Annotated in this window: 14 protein-coding genes and 1 pseudogene; 6 read left to right on the forward strand and 9 right to left on the reverse strand. The window is 73.6% G+C overall.

Annotated elements, in window-relative coordinates:
- Window positions 1-6: 6 nt before the first annotated feature.
- Together HOQ23_RS08460 and HOQ23_RS08465 are read right to left on the reverse strand one after the other, a co-directional pair.
- Window positions 7-297, reverse strand: coding sequence for a DUF4193 family protein (locus HOQ23_RS08460; protein ID WP_153323850.1), 291 nt, complete (start codon window positions 295-297; stop codon window positions 7-9).
- Between the two features lie 148 nt (window positions 298-445).
- On the reverse strand, window positions 446-958 hold the full coding sequence (locus HOQ23_RS08465; RefSeq protein ID WP_172213716.1) for a hypothetical protein: 513 nt from the start codon (window positions 956-958) through the stop codon (window positions 446-448).
- A gap of 226 nt (window positions 959-1,184) precedes the next feature.
- Between HOQ23_RS08465 and HOQ23_RS08470 the strand changes: the two genes are divergently transcribed.
- The 3 genes from HOQ23_RS08470 to HOQ23_RS08480 are packed head-to-tail and all read left to right on the forward strand — an operon-like array spanning window position 1,185 to window position 3,351.
- The gene (locus tag HOQ23_RS08470) at window positions 1,185-1,697 is read left to right on the forward strand and encodes a DUF4383 domain-containing protein (protein ID WP_253945278.1); all 513 of its coding nucleotides are present in this window, start codon (window positions 1,185-1,187) and stop codon (window positions 1,695-1,697) included.
- A gap of 44 nt (window positions 1,698-1,741) precedes the next feature.
- Window positions 1,742-2,479: a histidine phosphatase family protein gene (locus HOQ23_RS08475; protein ID WP_172213718.1), complete on the forward strand. Its 738-nt coding sequence runs from the start codon at window positions 1,742-1,744 to the stop codon at window positions 2,477-2,479.
- Window positions 2,476-3,351: an NAD(P)H-hydrate dehydratase gene (locus tag HOQ23_RS08480; RefSeq protein WP_172213720.1), complete on the forward strand. Its 876-nt coding sequence runs from the start codon at window positions 2,476-2,478 to the stop codon at window positions 3,349-3,351. Before HOQ23_RS08475 ends, HOQ23_RS08480 begins: the two co-directional genes overlap by 4 nt.
- 29 nt (window positions 3,352-3,380) lie before the next feature.
- Here the strand turns inward: HOQ23_RS08480 and HOQ23_RS08485 are convergent, their stop codons facing one another.
- Window positions 3,381-3,551 (reverse strand): hypothetical protein, encoded by a 171-nt coding sequence (locus tag HOQ23_RS08485; protein ID WP_172213722.1) that lies wholly within the window; start codon window positions 3,549-3,551, stop codon window positions 3,381-3,383.
- 170 nt (window positions 3,552-3,721) lie between these two features.
- Here HOQ23_RS08485 and HOQ23_RS08490 point away from each other — a divergent pair, with 170 nt between their 5' ends.
- A complete protein-coding gene (locus HOQ23_RS08490) occupies window positions 3,722-4,555 on the forward strand; it encodes an MBL fold metallo-hydrolase (protein ID WP_172213724.1) in 834 nt (277 codons plus the stop codon).
- Here HOQ23_RS08490 and HOQ23_RS08495 read toward each other — a convergent pair.
- Both HOQ23_RS08495 and HOQ23_RS08500 read right to left on the reverse strand, forming a co-directional pair.
- The gene (locus HOQ23_RS08495) at window positions 4,552-5,787 is read right to left on the reverse strand and encodes an FAD-binding oxidoreductase (RefSeq protein WP_172213726.1); all 1,236 of its coding nucleotides are present in this window, start codon (window positions 5,785-5,787) and stop codon (window positions 4,552-4,554) included. The genes HOQ23_RS08490 and HOQ23_RS08495 overlap by 4 nt on opposite strands.
- Before the next feature lie 111 nt (window positions 5,788-5,898).
- Window positions 5,899-7,203 carry an HNH endonuclease signature motif containing protein gene (locus HOQ23_RS08500; RefSeq protein WP_172213728.1) on the reverse strand — a complete coding sequence of 435 codons (1,305 nt, stop codon included), beginning with the start codon at window positions 7,201-7,203 and terminating at the stop codon, window positions 5,899-5,901.
- Window positions 7,204-7,333: 130 nt separating this feature from the next.
- On the opposite strand from HOQ23_RS08500, the gene HOQ23_RS08505 reads away from it, so the two are divergent.
- Window positions 7,334-7,912, forward strand: a complete 579-nt coding sequence (locus HOQ23_RS08505; RefSeq protein ID WP_172213730.1) for a TetR/AcrR family transcriptional regulator — start codon at window positions 7,334-7,336, stop codon at window positions 7,910-7,912.
- Here the strand turns inward: HOQ23_RS08505 and HOQ23_RS08510 are convergent.
- The 4 genes from HOQ23_RS08510 to HOQ23_RS08525 form a co-directional block, all read right to left on the reverse strand.
- On the reverse strand, window positions 7,858-8,997 hold the full coding sequence (locus HOQ23_RS08510; protein ID WP_172213732.1) for an FAD-dependent monooxygenase: 1,140 nt from the start codon (window positions 8,995-8,997) through the stop codon (window positions 7,858-7,860). The two genes, HOQ23_RS08505 and HOQ23_RS08510, sit on opposite strands and share 55 nt — an antisense overlap.
- Window positions 8,994-9,518, reverse strand: a complete 525-nt coding sequence (locus HOQ23_RS08515; protein WP_172213734.1) for an isoprenylcysteine carboxyl methyltransferase family protein — start codon at window positions 9,516-9,518, stop codon at window positions 8,994-8,996. The genes HOQ23_RS08510 and HOQ23_RS08515 overlap by 4 nt, the downstream gene beginning before the upstream one ends.
- On the reverse strand, window positions 9,515-10,591 hold the full coding sequence (locus HOQ23_RS08520) for a type III polyketide synthase (protein WP_172213736.1): 1,077 nt from the start codon (window positions 10,589-10,591) through the stop codon (window positions 9,515-9,517). Before HOQ23_RS08520 ends, HOQ23_RS08515 begins: the two co-directional genes overlap by 4 nt.
- Window positions 10,592-10,661: 70 nt before the next feature.
- Window positions 10,662-11,576 (reverse strand): UbiA family prenyltransferase, encoded by a 915-nt coding sequence (locus HOQ23_RS08525; RefSeq protein WP_172213738.1) that lies wholly within the window; start codon window positions 11,574-11,576, stop codon window positions 10,662-10,664.
- A gap of 248 nt (window positions 11,577-11,824) precedes the next feature.
- Here HOQ23_RS08525 and ctaD point away from each other — a divergent pair.
- Window positions 11,825-13,384, forward strand: a pseudogene (gene ctaD / locus HOQ23_RS08530) (cytochrome c oxidase subunit I); the annotation flags it as partial.
- Window positions 13,385-13,405: the final 21 nt, after the last annotated feature.

Below are 13,405 nucleotides of genomic sequence, written 5' to 3' on the forward strand. Positions count from 1 at the left end.
CTGACGTCAGTCGCAGTCGCGGCAGTGGTCGGTGCCGGGTACTCGCATCGAGGGGCCGTGGAGCAGGAAGCAGCGCGAGCACATGAACTCGTCGTCCTGGCGGGGAGTCACCACGATGTGGAGCTCCTCGTGGGAGAGGTCGGCGCCCGGCAGCTCGAAGGAGTCACCCTCGGTGTCCTCGTCGACATCGACCTTGGGCGACTGCTTCTCGGTCGGATTGCCCCGGAGGGCCTCGATGGAATCAGCCTCCGGCTCGTCCTCGGGCCGGTTGCGTGGTGCGTCGTAATCGGTCGCCACAGCGACCACCTCCTCGTGAGCAGCGGAGCGCCGCACGATACGGCAGGTGCTGTGGGCGTCCGGAGGTGCCTTCCCATCGGACGCCCTCGTGCATGGCGTACCTCACGCTGTGCTCATCGAGGCGGAAAAAACAAGGGTCCTTCGGGCCTCAACGCCGCACCCGCAGCCGGGGGCTCTGGGTCTTCGCGAAGCCACCCCCTGCCTTGATCTGGACGCGGAACTCGAAGGCCCCGGCGCGGCGCGGCGGCACCGCCAGCTGGGCGCGGAACCGGCCCTTCGCGTCGGTGCGGACGGTGCTGAACCGGGCCCACGTCCGCCCGGTCCGCTTCTGCACCACGAGCTTCTTCCTCGCGAAGCCCGGGCTCACCTTGCCGACGGCGAAGGCCCGCGCGCCCTTGCGGACCACCCGGGGCTCGCCGAGGTCGCGCTGCACCTTGAGGGTGCGCGACGTCGTCGACCCGGCGTACTGGGAGTCGCTGGGCACGAAGGTCGCCCGGTAGGTGCCGTTGCCCCGGGCGCGGGTCGCGTCCCAGTCGTAGATGGAGGGCGTGCGCCCGCTCGTGCGGCTGATCAGCTTCCACACCGAGGAGCCCTGGGCCTGGAACTCGATGCTCAGGATGCCGGCGTACACCGACCGCCCGGCGAGGTCTTCCACGGTCACGGTGAGGCCCAGGACGTCGCCATGCTTCACCGGCCCCGGCCGGGTCTTGTCGCGGGCCGGGTAGATCCACGGGGTGCTGGTGCTCCCGGACGCTCCTGGTGACGCGGAACGACGTGCACGTCACACCCGGCCCGGCCCGGCTCCGCGCTCATGCGAGCGGGTGAGCTTCGCCGGGGCGGGACCCGGATACCCGGTGTCGACTTTTCCTCGAGGAGGCGAGAGCACCATGACCGAGAACGCCGCAGGCCGATCCGGGCCCGCCGGGACCAGCCCCCACCGGGGCGTCGCCGCGCCGTCGTCGGGTGACCGGCTCGCCCGGATGATGGCCGCCGGCACCGCCGGGCTCTTCCTCGTGGTCGGCGTGCTCGGGTTCGTCCCGGGCGTCACCACCGACCTGGACCGGCTGGACTTCAGCGGGCACCACAGTGGCGCCGAGCTGCTGGGGATCTTCCAGGTGTCGGTCCTGCACAACCTGTTGCACCTGCTCTTCGCGGTCGTCGGGTTCGTGCTGGCGCGACGCGCCCGCACGGCCGTGGCCTACCTCGTCGCGGGGGGCGTGGCGTACCTGGGGCTGTGGGTCTACGGCCTGGTCGTCGACCACCACGGCGACGCCAACTTCGTGCCCCTGAACTCGGCCGACAACTGGCTGCACCTCGTGCTCGGGGTGGCCATGGTCGCCATGGGTCTCGTGGGCCTGCGTGGGCTCCGCGGCGGAATCGGCAGCCAGACCCCGATGTGACGGTCCGCCGATTCGCGAGCGTGGCCTGCGGGTACACGGCGCACGTGCACCCTCGATGGACCAGCGGACCTCGCGCCCTCACCCTCGTGCGCCACGGTGAGAGCGTCGGCAACCAGGCGGACCAGGCGGCGCGGGAGGCGGGCGCCGAGGAGCTCGAGCTGACGGTGCGCGACGCCGACGTCGAGCTCTCCGACACCGGGCAGCAGCAGGCGGAGGCCCTCGGGCGCTGGATGGCCGACGCGTCCGAGGAGCTGCGGCCGACCCTGGTGATCAGCTCGCCGTACCGTCGCGCGGCGCAGACGGCCGAGGTGGCCGCTGCACGCGCGGGCCTCCCGGTGTGGTTCGACGAGCGGCTGCGCGAGCGCGACCTGGGCGCCTTCGACGGCCTGACCGGGCGCGGCATCCGGGCCCGGCACCCGGAGGAGTCCGCGCGGCGCACGCGGCTCGGGAAGTTCTACTACCAGCCGCCGAGCGGGGAGAGCTGGGCCGACGTCGTGCTGCGGGTGCGCAGCCTGCTCGCCGACCTGCGCCACGGGTACGACGGGGAGCGGATCTGGATGTTCAGCCACCAGGCCGTGATCATGACCTTCCGCTACGCGCTGGAGGGGATCCGCGAGCCGGACCTGCTCGAGATCGACCGTGAGGTGCAGATCCCCAACGCCTCGATGACGCGCTACCGGCGCGACGAGCGCGACGGTGGCTCCTTCGTGCTCGAGACCTTCGCCGACACCGAGGCCGTCGCCCGCACGGAGGCGACCGTGACCGAGGAGGACCCGCGATGAGCGGTCCGCAGGTCGTGACCCCCGCAGTGCTGCGCGACTGGCCGCTGGCCGAGCCGGGCAGCTCGAAGGACTCCAGCGGGGAGCTGCTGGTGCTGGGCGGCAGCGCCTCGACCCCGGGAGCGCTGCGTCTCGCGGGGGAGGCCGCGCTGCGCGCCGGTGCCGGCAAGCTCGCGATGGCGACGGTCGCCTCCACCGCCGCCAGCCTCGGCGTCGCGGTCCCGGAGGCGCAGGTCGTCGGCCTGCCGGAGGACGGGGACGGCTCGCTGGCGCCGGCCGCCGCGGACCTCGCGGTCGACCGCGCGGCCTCGACGGGGGCGGTCCTGGCCGGCCCGGGGCTCATGGACCCCGAGCACGCCTCGTCTCTGCTGGCCTCGGTCCTGCCGCGGCTGGAGGTCGCCGTGGTGCTGGACGCGCTGGGTACCTGCTACCTCACCGACCACCCCGAGGGGCTGCACCACCTCGACGGGAGGGCCGTGGTGACCGCCAACCCCGTGGAGGTCGCCCGGATGAGCGGGCGCGAGGAGCTGGCGGACGACGACGAGCTCCTCGAGGCGGCGGTCGGTCTCGCCGCTCGCTGCCGCGCGGTCGTGCTGGCCGGGGCGGCGACCAAGTACGTCGCGGCGCCGGACGGGCGCACCTGGGCGATCGCGGGCGGGGGTCCCGGGCTCGGGGTCTCCGGCTCCGGCGACGTCCAGGCCGGGATCGTGGCCGGGCTGCTGGTCCGGGGCGAGGAGCCGGTGAAGGCGGCCGTGTGGGGCGCCCACGTGCACGCCCGGGCGGGGGAGCAGCTGGCCGGGCGCGTCGGGCAGGTCGGGTACCTCGCCCGGGAGCTGCCGGAGGCGGTGTCCGCGGTGCTGCTCGCGTTGCGCTGAGGGCGCGGAGAGGCGCTGGGGCGCCGCGGCTACCGGGCGTCGCTGCGCTCGCGGGCGATCGCGCCCCGGGTGATCAGCTGCGCCATCCGGGACCTGACCGACCGGCGCCGCCGGCGCTCGGCCGCCAGGATCGGCAGCACCAGGTTGAGGATCGCGGAGGCGCCTGCCAGCGCCGTCAGGATCACCAGCAGCGTGATCACGGTTGGCCTCCAGGTGACCGGGGTGGCGGTGCGGGATCGGCCGCGTCTCGCGCGACAGTGGACGGCTGTCCGGTGCCCGGAACGCCCCGGGGGGATGCCCACCCGCAAGGGTGTCCCGGCGTCGCGGGGTGCCGGGTCATGGCCGCGCGGGTTTCGGGACACCGGGGGCCATGGCGCCACGACCCCGGGTCCCGGCGAGCCTGGAGTTCGTCGGCACCGCCACGACGATCCTGCGGCTCGGACCGTTCACCGTGCTCACCGATCCCAACTTCCTGCACCGCGGGCAGCGCGCGTACCTCGGCAAGGGGTTGTTCTCGAAACGGCTGACCGAGCCGTCGTTGCGGCCCGCCGACCTGCCGCCGGTGGACCTCGTCGTCCTCTCCCACCTGCACGGCGACCACTTCGACCGGGTCGCGCGTGCCGAGCTCGACCGCCAGCTGCAGATCCTCACCACCCCGGCCGCCGCTCGCCGGCTGAGCCGCTGGGGCTTCCGGCAGGCGCAGCCGCTGGACACCTGGACCAGCGCCCGCCACGAGCGGGAGGGGTGGTCGCTCACGGTGACGGCGGTGCCCGGCACCCATGCCCCGACCCTCGCGCGCCCGCTGCTGCCGCCGGTCATGGGCAGCGTGCTGCACCTCGTGGCCCCGGCCGGCGACGAGTTTCGGCTCTACCTGAGCGGGGACACGCTGTACCGGCCCTGGCTGCGCGAGATCGTGGAGCGCGCCGGCCCACTGGACGCGGCTGCGGTCCACCTCGGCGGGACGCGGGTGCTGGGCCTGCTGGTGACGATGGACGGTCGGCAGGGCGCCGACCTCGTCGAGCTGCTCGGCCCGGAGGTCGCCGTACCGATCCACTACGACGACTACACCGTCTTCCGCTCGCCGCTCTCGGACTTCATCGACGAGTGCGCCCGGCGCCAGTTGCCCACGGAGGTCCGCACCGTCGAGCGTGGGGAGACCGTGACGCTCGGTGCGCGGACCGCGGCGGACGGGGAGCCGGCCTAGGCCCCGACCGGCTCGCCCGACGGTTCGTCGGCCCACTGCGCGGTGAAGGCCTCGTGCGGGAGGGTGTCGGTCCACCGGCCGGTGAGCGCGAGCCCCGCGCCGAGCCGTCCGATCTCGTCGGCGGACATCGCGCCGCGCTCGCCCTCGACGAGCACGACGGTCCGGTCGTCCACCCGGTCGATGTAGGGCCGGTCCGAGGGGGTGGCGCAGACCAGGCAGGGCCGGGTGCGCATCGACAGCGGCTCGAGGTCCGGCAGCAGGTCGGCCAGCAGGGCGCGGGCCTCCTCGATGTCGGCCGCGTTGCCGCCGGTGCGCACCCAGGCGGCGATCTCCTCGCGGGTCTCGAGCGGGTGGGCGAGGAGGCTGGCGCCGGAGGTCTTGAGGTACCAGCGTCCGTCGGGGTACCTCACCGGCGCCATCACGATCCCACCGAAGAGTCGGCGGCCGTCGCGGACCTTCATCATCATCATCGTCGGCATCTCCACCGCGTCGGGCCCGTCGATCTCGGCGAGCACCACGGTGGCGCCGTACGTCGCGAGCCTCAGCGGCCGCTCGAGCAGGCCGGTGGCGTTGGTGGCGGCGCCCGTGGCGTGCACGACGCTGCGTGCCGTCCACGCCGCGCCGCCGCGCCCGCAGACCCGGACGCCGTCCTCACGCCGTTCGGTCGAGACGACCTCGTCGCGCACCAGCTCGGCTCCGGCCGCGAGCGCCGCGGCCAGCTCGGCGCGCACCAGACCGCGGGGGTCGAGGATGAACGCGTCCTGCTGGCGCAGCGCCACGTGGCCGGGCTCGAAGCGCAGGGCGGGGTACGCCGCGGCGAGCGCGTCCTCGTCGAGGTGGTCCACCTCCACCCCCAGGTCGGCGGCGTTGCGGGCGAGCGGCTCGGCGTCGAACCACAGCGACGCCGAGCCGCCGGGAGCCTGGTCGGGGAGCACGGTCACCGAGTGGGTCGGGGTCAGGAAGTTCACGCCGGTGCGCGTGATCAGGTCCGCGAAGCGGCGCTGGCTCCGCATCGCCAGCAGGGAGGTCACCAGCGGTACCTCGAGCACGTGGCACAGCCGCCCCTGGTCGTAGTGCCCGGACCAGGTGCCCTCGTGCGTCGTGGGATCGGCCGGCTCGTCCGGCCCGATCAGCACCACGCGCGCCCCCGTCTCGGCCGCGTGCCGCGCGGTCGCGGCCCCCAGGGGCCCGGCACCGATCACGGCGAGGTCGTACGTCGGCTCTGTGCTCATGGCGTCTCCGTGCATCGGTCGGGTCGGGTGCCCAGCATCCAGCGGCGCAGGAACCAAAAGCAACAGTGTGAGGCGTTAAAAGGGGGAGCTCGTTGGCGAGCGGGCCGAGGTCTACTCGTCGGGTGGGTGTGCGGTGAGGAGGCGGGTGGTGCCGTCGGACTTCACGAGGTGGAGGCCATGCGGCGATCGCCAGAGATAGGTCGCCTGGTCGGTTCGTTCGTAGGTCCAACCGGTATGGGTCTTGGCCCGGTGATGTCGGCGGCACAGCGGGGCCAGGTTGCAGGAGCACGTCGGGCCGCCGTCGCCGTGGGCGACGACGTGGTCGGTGTCGCAGTGGCGGGCCGCCCGCTCGCACCACGGGAACGCGCACGTCGGCTGGGTGAGACGGGTCTGCTCGACCAGCCGGTCGGGGACGGCGTAGGCGTCGGTGTGGTGGTGGGCGTCGAGGTCGATGACGGGCTTGACGACGACCTGGGCGTCACCGCTGCACCAGTCGCGGACCTGGTCGGTGGAGACGATGGAGCGGGTCTCCTCGACCCCTGCGATGCCGGGCTCGCCACCGAGCGCGGCCTCGGAGAGGTGGACGTGGATCACGACCTGCCGCGGCTTCACCACCGACCCTGCTCCCTCGCCGGTCTCGGCCATCAGGTCCAAGGTGAGCTGGCGTCGGGCGAGCTCGCCGGCCGCCATCGAGCGGCGCACGTCCAGCGGCTCCTCCGACCCCAGCGCAGCCAGCTCCTCGGCGCCCTGGCGGATCGCAGCGTCGAGATCGAGCGCGTCGGCGAGGTCGAGGGTGCCCTCGACCTGGACCGTGCCGTCGAAGTCGGCCGACTCGGTGTGGACGTCGAAGCGTCTGCCGTCGGCGGCCTGACGGCGCTGCTTCTCCGCGCCGTCGGGGTCGAAGGTGACGCGGGCGTGGTCGACGAGCCGCTCGATCGCGGCCCAGCCCACGTTGCCGATGGCGGCGGCGAGCTGACGGTCGACGAAGTCGGCGCCGTCCAGCGGGAGCAGTCTCGTGAGCTGCGCCAGTCGCCGGCCCTTCCAGGTGGGGACCGTTCCCGCCTGCACGAGCGCCCAGGTCCGCTTGAGGCGGTGCGCGAGCTCGAGGGCGTCGCCGATGAGCGCCTTCGCGGAGTCCGTGGACACCCCGAGCGCGGCGCCGAGCTCCATGAGCGCGAACTCGGCGACCAGCGGGGTGCCCTCGCCCGCGAGGGGAACGGCCAGCTCGGCGAAGATCAGTCCGCCGGCACCGTTGGTCGAGTTCGTCGGGATCGACTCCTCGGGGTGCATCGCCGCCCACGTCAGAGCGGCTTCCAGGACCTTGACCTCCGCGGCCTGGGCCGCAGCCCGCTGCGACCGTGCGAACGCCAGCACCGCGACTGGGGTGTCGCAGTCGGGGAGATCTGGGGAGGCCATGCCTCATTGTAGTCGAACATGTGTTCGAGATCAAGGGTTCGTCCCCAGGTCTCTGCCGTCCCCCTGGGGCTCGACAAGCTCGACCAACGGCGCGGCGCTCTACCGACGGCGCGCACTAGGGTGGGCGATCATGACCGTCCCGACACGACAGCGCAGTGGTGGGCGCAGCGAGCAGGTGCGGCTGGCCGTGGGGCGGGCGGTGCTGGAGCTGTTGAGTGAGGAGCGGTTCCCGTTCACGACGGTGGAGGTCGCGGAGCGGGCGGAGGTCAACCGGCGCACGCTGTACCGCTGGTGGCCCACCCACGACGACCTGCTGGCCGAGGCGCTCACCCAGCACGCGCGCACCGTGGTGGTCCCCGACACCGGCTCGTGGGCGGGCGACCTGCGGGCCTTCGCGCACCGGGTCGCGGCCTTCGCGGCCGATCCGGTCGACCTGACGATGACGCGCATCATGGTCTCGGGGCGCCACCCGGGGTTCAACGACGCCGTGGCGGCGCACTTCGCCCCGATCATGCAGGACTGGCACCAGATGCTCGAGCGCGCGGTCGCCCGTGGCGAGGCCGGCACCACCCACGACGCGACGACGGTGATGACCACGCTGGTCTCGCCGCTGTTCCTCGCGCCGCTGACCTCCGGGCGGGCGCCGGGCCCCGGCTACGTCGACCGACTGGTCGACCTCGTCCTCGACGCCACCCGCCCGACCCGCTGACGCCCGACGGGCGACGGCAGCGGCCCCACCGGTCGGGCCAGCTCGTTGACGGCGCCGTCGAAGACCCGCGGCAGCGCGCGGGCCGCGGGCACGATCGCGCGCCGCAGCGCTCGCGGGCGGGTGCCTGCCAGCAGCCCGGCGGTGAGCCAGCGGTAGCGGCGGGTCAGGCGCACCCAGTCCTGCTCGTAGCGCTGCGGCTCCCCGGCGCGCATCGCGGCGACCGCCGCCTCCGCCTGGGCGAACGCCAGGGCGAGCCCCTCGCCGGTGAGCGCGTCGACGTACCCGCCCGCGTCCCCGACCAGCAGCACCCGGCCGGCGACCCGCCGCCGTGCGCCCTGCCGCAGCGGGCCCGCGCCGCGCACGTCGCTCGCCGGCTCCGCGCGCGCGAGCCGCTCGCGCAGCTCGGGCACCGCCGCCAGCCGGGCGTCGTACGACGACCCGGGCGCGCCCAGCACCGCGACCGACACCAGCTCGTCCCCGACCGGGGTCACGTAGGCCTCGGCGCCCGGCGCCCAGTGCACCTCGACGTACGGCGACCACGGCGCGAGGGTGAAGTGGCGGCGCAGCCCGAACCGGGCGTGCCGGGCCGCGGGCAGGTCCAGGCCGAGGCGTCGTCGCACGGGGGAGTGCAGCCCGTCCGCAGCGACCAGGTGGCGCGCCCGCACCTCCGCGACCCGCACCCCGCCGGCGTCCTGGTCGACCGCACCCACGGTGCGTCGCTCCAGGCGTACGCCGGCCTCCAGCGCCGCTCGGGTGAGCTCGGCATGCAGGGCGGTACGCCGGATCCCGCGCCCCGGGCCGTGGCGGAAGTCCGCGGTCGCGGCCCGGCCACCGGCGGCGTAGCGCACCCCGAGCAGGTCGTGCCCCGCCGGATCCGCGCCCAGGGCGAGCAGCGCTGCCAGCGCGCCGGGCATCAGCCCCTCCCCGCAGGCCTTGTCGATGGTCCCGGCGTCCGTCCCGTCGAGCGCCCCGCTGCGCGGGTCCCAGACCTCGACCTCCCAGCCGGCACGCCCCGCGTGCACCGCGGCGGCCAACCCGGCCGGACCGCCGCCGGCCACGAGGAGGTCGACCGTGCGGACGCTCACGAGACGGTCGCGGCGCTCAGCGCGCGGTCCTCGACCCGGATCCGCACCCGCAGCAGGGCGGCGTTGGCGACGGTGAACACGACGGCGGTGATCCAGGCGCCGTGGATCAGCGGCAGCGCCATGCCCTCGAGGACGACGACCAGGTAGTTGGGGTGGGGCAGCACCCGGTAGGGCCCGGCCTGCACCAGCGGCAGGTCCGGGACCACGATCACCCGGGTGTTCCACTGCCGCCCGAGCACCGTGATGCACCACCAGCGCACCGCCTGGCAGACCACGACGAGGGCCAGCATCGACCAGCCCAGCAGCGGCTCGAAGCTGCGCCCGGCGGCGTGCACCTCGACCAGGCAGCCGACCAGCAACCCGGCGTGCAGCACCACCATCACGGGGTAGTGGCCCCGCCCGGACTCGACCCCGCCCCGGGAGAGGGCCCAGGCGGCGTTGCGCTGGGAGACGACGACCTCGGCGCATCGTTCCAGCACCACCGCGAGGATGATCGCGGTGTAGAGCACCTCGCTGCTCATCGCGGCATCCGCATCAGCACGAGCTCGGAGCAGAACCCCGGCCCCATCGCCAGCAGCAGCCCGTAGGACCCCGGGCGCGGTGGGCGGTCGCGCAGGGTGTCGGCCAGCACGTGCAGGACCGAGGCGGAGGAGAGGTTGCCGATGTCGCGCAGCGAGTCCCAGGTGACTTGGAGCGCCTCCCGCTCGACGCCGAGCGCCTCCTGCAGGGCCTCCAGGACCTTCGGCCCGCCGGGGTGCGCGACGTACCACTCGACGGCGTCGCGGGTCAGTCCGTGGTCGGCGAGGAAGCGGGTCGCGTCCTCGCCCACGTAGCGGCGTACGACGTCGGGCACCGCGCCGTCGAGCACGACCTTCAGGCCGCTGGAGCCGACGTCCCATCCCATCACCCGCTCCGAGCCGGGGTAGAGCCGGCTGCGGCTCGCGAGCACCTCGGGCTGGACGTGGCCCTCGGCGACCAGCTCCTCGGCCCGGCCACTGCCGGTGGCCACCACCGCGGCGGCCCCGTCGCCGAACAGCCCGCTCGCGACCAGGTTGGCGATCGAGGGGTCGGTGCGCTGGAGGGTCAGCGAGCACAGCTCGACGCTCATCAGCACCGCCACCGCGTCGGGGTGGCCGAGCAGGTAGTCGTGCAGCCGGGCGATCCCGGCCGCGCCCGCCACGCACCCCAGGCCCACCAGCGGCATGCGTACGACGTCCTCGCGCATGCCGGTCAGGCCGGCCACGCGCGCGTCGAGGGAGGGGACGGCGAGGCCCGTCACCGTCGCGGAGATCAGCAGGTCCACGTCGTCGGGGCGCAGGCCCACGGCCTTGAGGGCGTCGACGACCGCCCGGGCGCCGAGCTCGACGCCGTGCTCGATGAAGGCGTCGTTGGCTGGCCCGAACCCCTCGAGGTCGGGGTAGGCGCTCAACGGCAGCACCGTGTGGCGGGTCTCGACGCCGGCGTTGCGGTGGAAGCGCTCGACGACCCTGCGGTCGACGCTGTCGCGCATCACGGTGTCGACGAAGGAGGCGGTGATGGCCGCCTGCGGGTGGCGGTGCTCGGGCAGGGCGCCGCGGACGCTCAGAATGCGCATGAACGACTCCTCGGGGGGTGGGGGACGGGGGCAGCGGGCGGTCGGGGACGGCGCACCGGGTGCCACGGGCTCACGCGGTGGCTCCGAGCAGCAGGACGACGTCGAGCAGGGCGATGAGCATCGCGGCGCGGAAGGGCCAGCGCCCCTCGCCGCGCAGCGCCACCACCGCGAGCGCGCCGACAGCGGCGAGGACGACGAGCGACCAGGTCGCGACCGGTCCGCCGGGGCCGAGGACGGCGAGGGCGGAGGCGACCAGGAGCAGCAGCGTGGCCCCGACCCGGCTGCGGCGGGCGCCGAGGCGGTGGGGGAGGCCGCGGACGCCGGTGCGGGCGTCGTCGTCGAGGTCGGGCACGGCGTTGACCAGGTGGGCCGCGACCCCCAGGACAGCGCCCGCGAGCACCGCCCACCACGCGGGGCGGGCCGGGTCGGGCACCGCGAGGGTGGCCACGGCCGGGAGCAGCCCGAAGGCGCCGGCGTACGGCAGCCAGGACCAGACGGTCGCCTTGAGACCCAGGTTGTAGGCGTGCGCGAGGCCGACGCAGCCGAGGTGCGCGAGCGCGGCGCGCCAGCCCAGCAGCGCCGACAGCACGACGCACGCCGCCACGGCCAGACCGAGCGCGACCCGCGCCGTACCGATCCCGAGCTCGCCGGTGGCGAGCGGCTTGTCGGCGCGCCCGGTGACTCGGTCGCGAGCGAGGTCGACGAGGTCGTTGCCCCACCCGACGCTCAGCTGTCCGCACAGCACGGCCGCGGTCACCAGCGCCACCGTCGTCGCGGGCCGCCCGGCGGCCACGGCGAGCAGGCCGGCGATCGTGGTCACCGCGAGGACCGGTCCCGGGTGGGTGGCGCGCAGGAGCGCGGTGCTCGTGCCGGAGGGGCGAGCAGTGCCGGAAGCGGAGGCGGTGCCGGGCCTGACGGCGGAGGCGGTGCCGGGCCGGGCGGCGCCCGTGGCGCGCTGGTGGCTCTCCGCACGCGCACGGTCCATCGGTGCCTCCTCGGGGCAGGTACGGCAGCCGGTGCCCGCAGACGGCCCGCTCACACCAGTTCCGGCGGACCGGGTTTGCGGGGCAGGTTTGGTGGGGCGGATCGCGGATACCCGCACGCATCGGCCCACGCCGGCCCGCGGCGTGCGTCACCGAGCCCGAGGAGTCAGCCGTGGTCGCCGACCCGATCCTTCTCCGTTCGACCGGCAGGCCCGCCCGCCCCGCGCTGGGCAAGGAGCTGGTCCGGGTCATGACGACCACCGATCACAAGCTGATCGGCAAGCTCTACCTCACGACGTCGTTCATCTGGTTCCTCGTCGGTGGCCTGATGGCGGTGCTGATCCGGTCCGAGCTGGCCTTCCCGGGCCAGCAGGTCGTGAACGACGAGGTCTACAACCAGCTGTTCACGATGCACGGCACGATCATGCTGCTGCTGTTCGCGACGCCGCTGTTCTTCGGGTTCGCCAACGTCCTGATGCCGATCCAGATCGGCGCACCCGACGTGGCGTTCCCACGGCTGAACATGCTGAGCTACTGGCTCTACCTCTTCGGCGGCCTCATCGCGGCCTCCGGCTTCCTCACCCCGCAGGGCGCGGCCGACTTCGGCTGGACGGCGTACACGCCGCTCTCCGACGCGGCCCGGAGCCCCAGCGTCGGCGGTGACCTGTGGATCATGGGTCTCTACATCGCCGGTCTCGGCACCATCCTGGGCGCGGTCAACTTCATCACGACCATCATCTGCATGCGCGCGCCGGGGATGACGATGTTCCGGATGCCGATCTTCACCTGGAACACGCTGATCACCAGCCTCCTGGTGCTGCTCGCGTTCCCGATCCTCGGCGGCGCGCTGCTGATGCTCGAGGCCGACCGGGTGCTCGACGCCCAGATCTACGACCCCAGCAACGGCGGGCCACTGCTGTGGCAACACCTGTTCTGGTTCTTCGGCCATCCCGAGGTCTACATCATTGCGCTGCCGTTCTTCGGCATCGTCTCCGAGATCATCCCGATCTTCAGCCGCAAGCCGATCTTCGGGTACGTCGGCCTGGTGGGGGCCACGATCGCGATCGCGCTGTACTCCGTGGCAGTGTGGGCGCACCACATGTTCGTCACCGGCGCGGTGAACCTGCCGTTCTTCTCCGGCATGACGTTCGTGATCGCGGTGCCGACCGGGGTGAAGTTCTTCAACTGGATCGCCACCATGTGGGGCGGGTCGTTGTCCTTCGAGACCCCGATGCTGTGGACCATCGGCTTCCTGGTGACGTTCCTGTTCGGCGGTCTGACCGGGGTCATCCTGGCCAGCCCGCCGCTGGACTTCCACGTCTCGGACTCCTACTTCGTGGTCGCGCACTTCCACTACGTCGTGTTCGGCACCGTGGTGTTCGCGATGTTCGCCGGGTTCTATCTCTGGTGGCCCAAGCTCACCGGGCGGATGCTCGACGAGCGGCTGGGCAAGGTGCACTTCTGGCTGCTCTTCGTCGGCTTCCACCTGACGTTCCTGGTCCAGCACTGGCTGGGCGTCGCGGGAATGCCCCGCCGCTATGCCGACTACCTCCCGGAGGACGGGTTCACCGCGATGAACCAGGTCTCGACGGTGGGAGCGTTCCTGCTGAGCCTCTCGACGCTGCCGTTCCTCTACAACGTCTACATCACCAGCCGCAACCCGCAGGTCGGCGAGGACGACCCCTGGGGCTGGGGTCGCTCGCTGGAGTGGGCCACCACCTCCCCGCCGCCGCGGCACAACTTCGAGCAGCTGCCGCGGATCCGCTCGGAGTCGCCGGCCTTCGACCTGCACCACCCCCGCACCGCGCTCACCGAGCTGCGCGAGAACCCG

This window comes from Nocardioides sp. zg-DK7169, assembly GCF_013155365.1.
In the GTDB taxonomy this organism is placed as follows: Bacteria; Actinomycetota; Actinomycetes; order Propionibacteriales; family Nocardioidaceae; genus Nocardioides.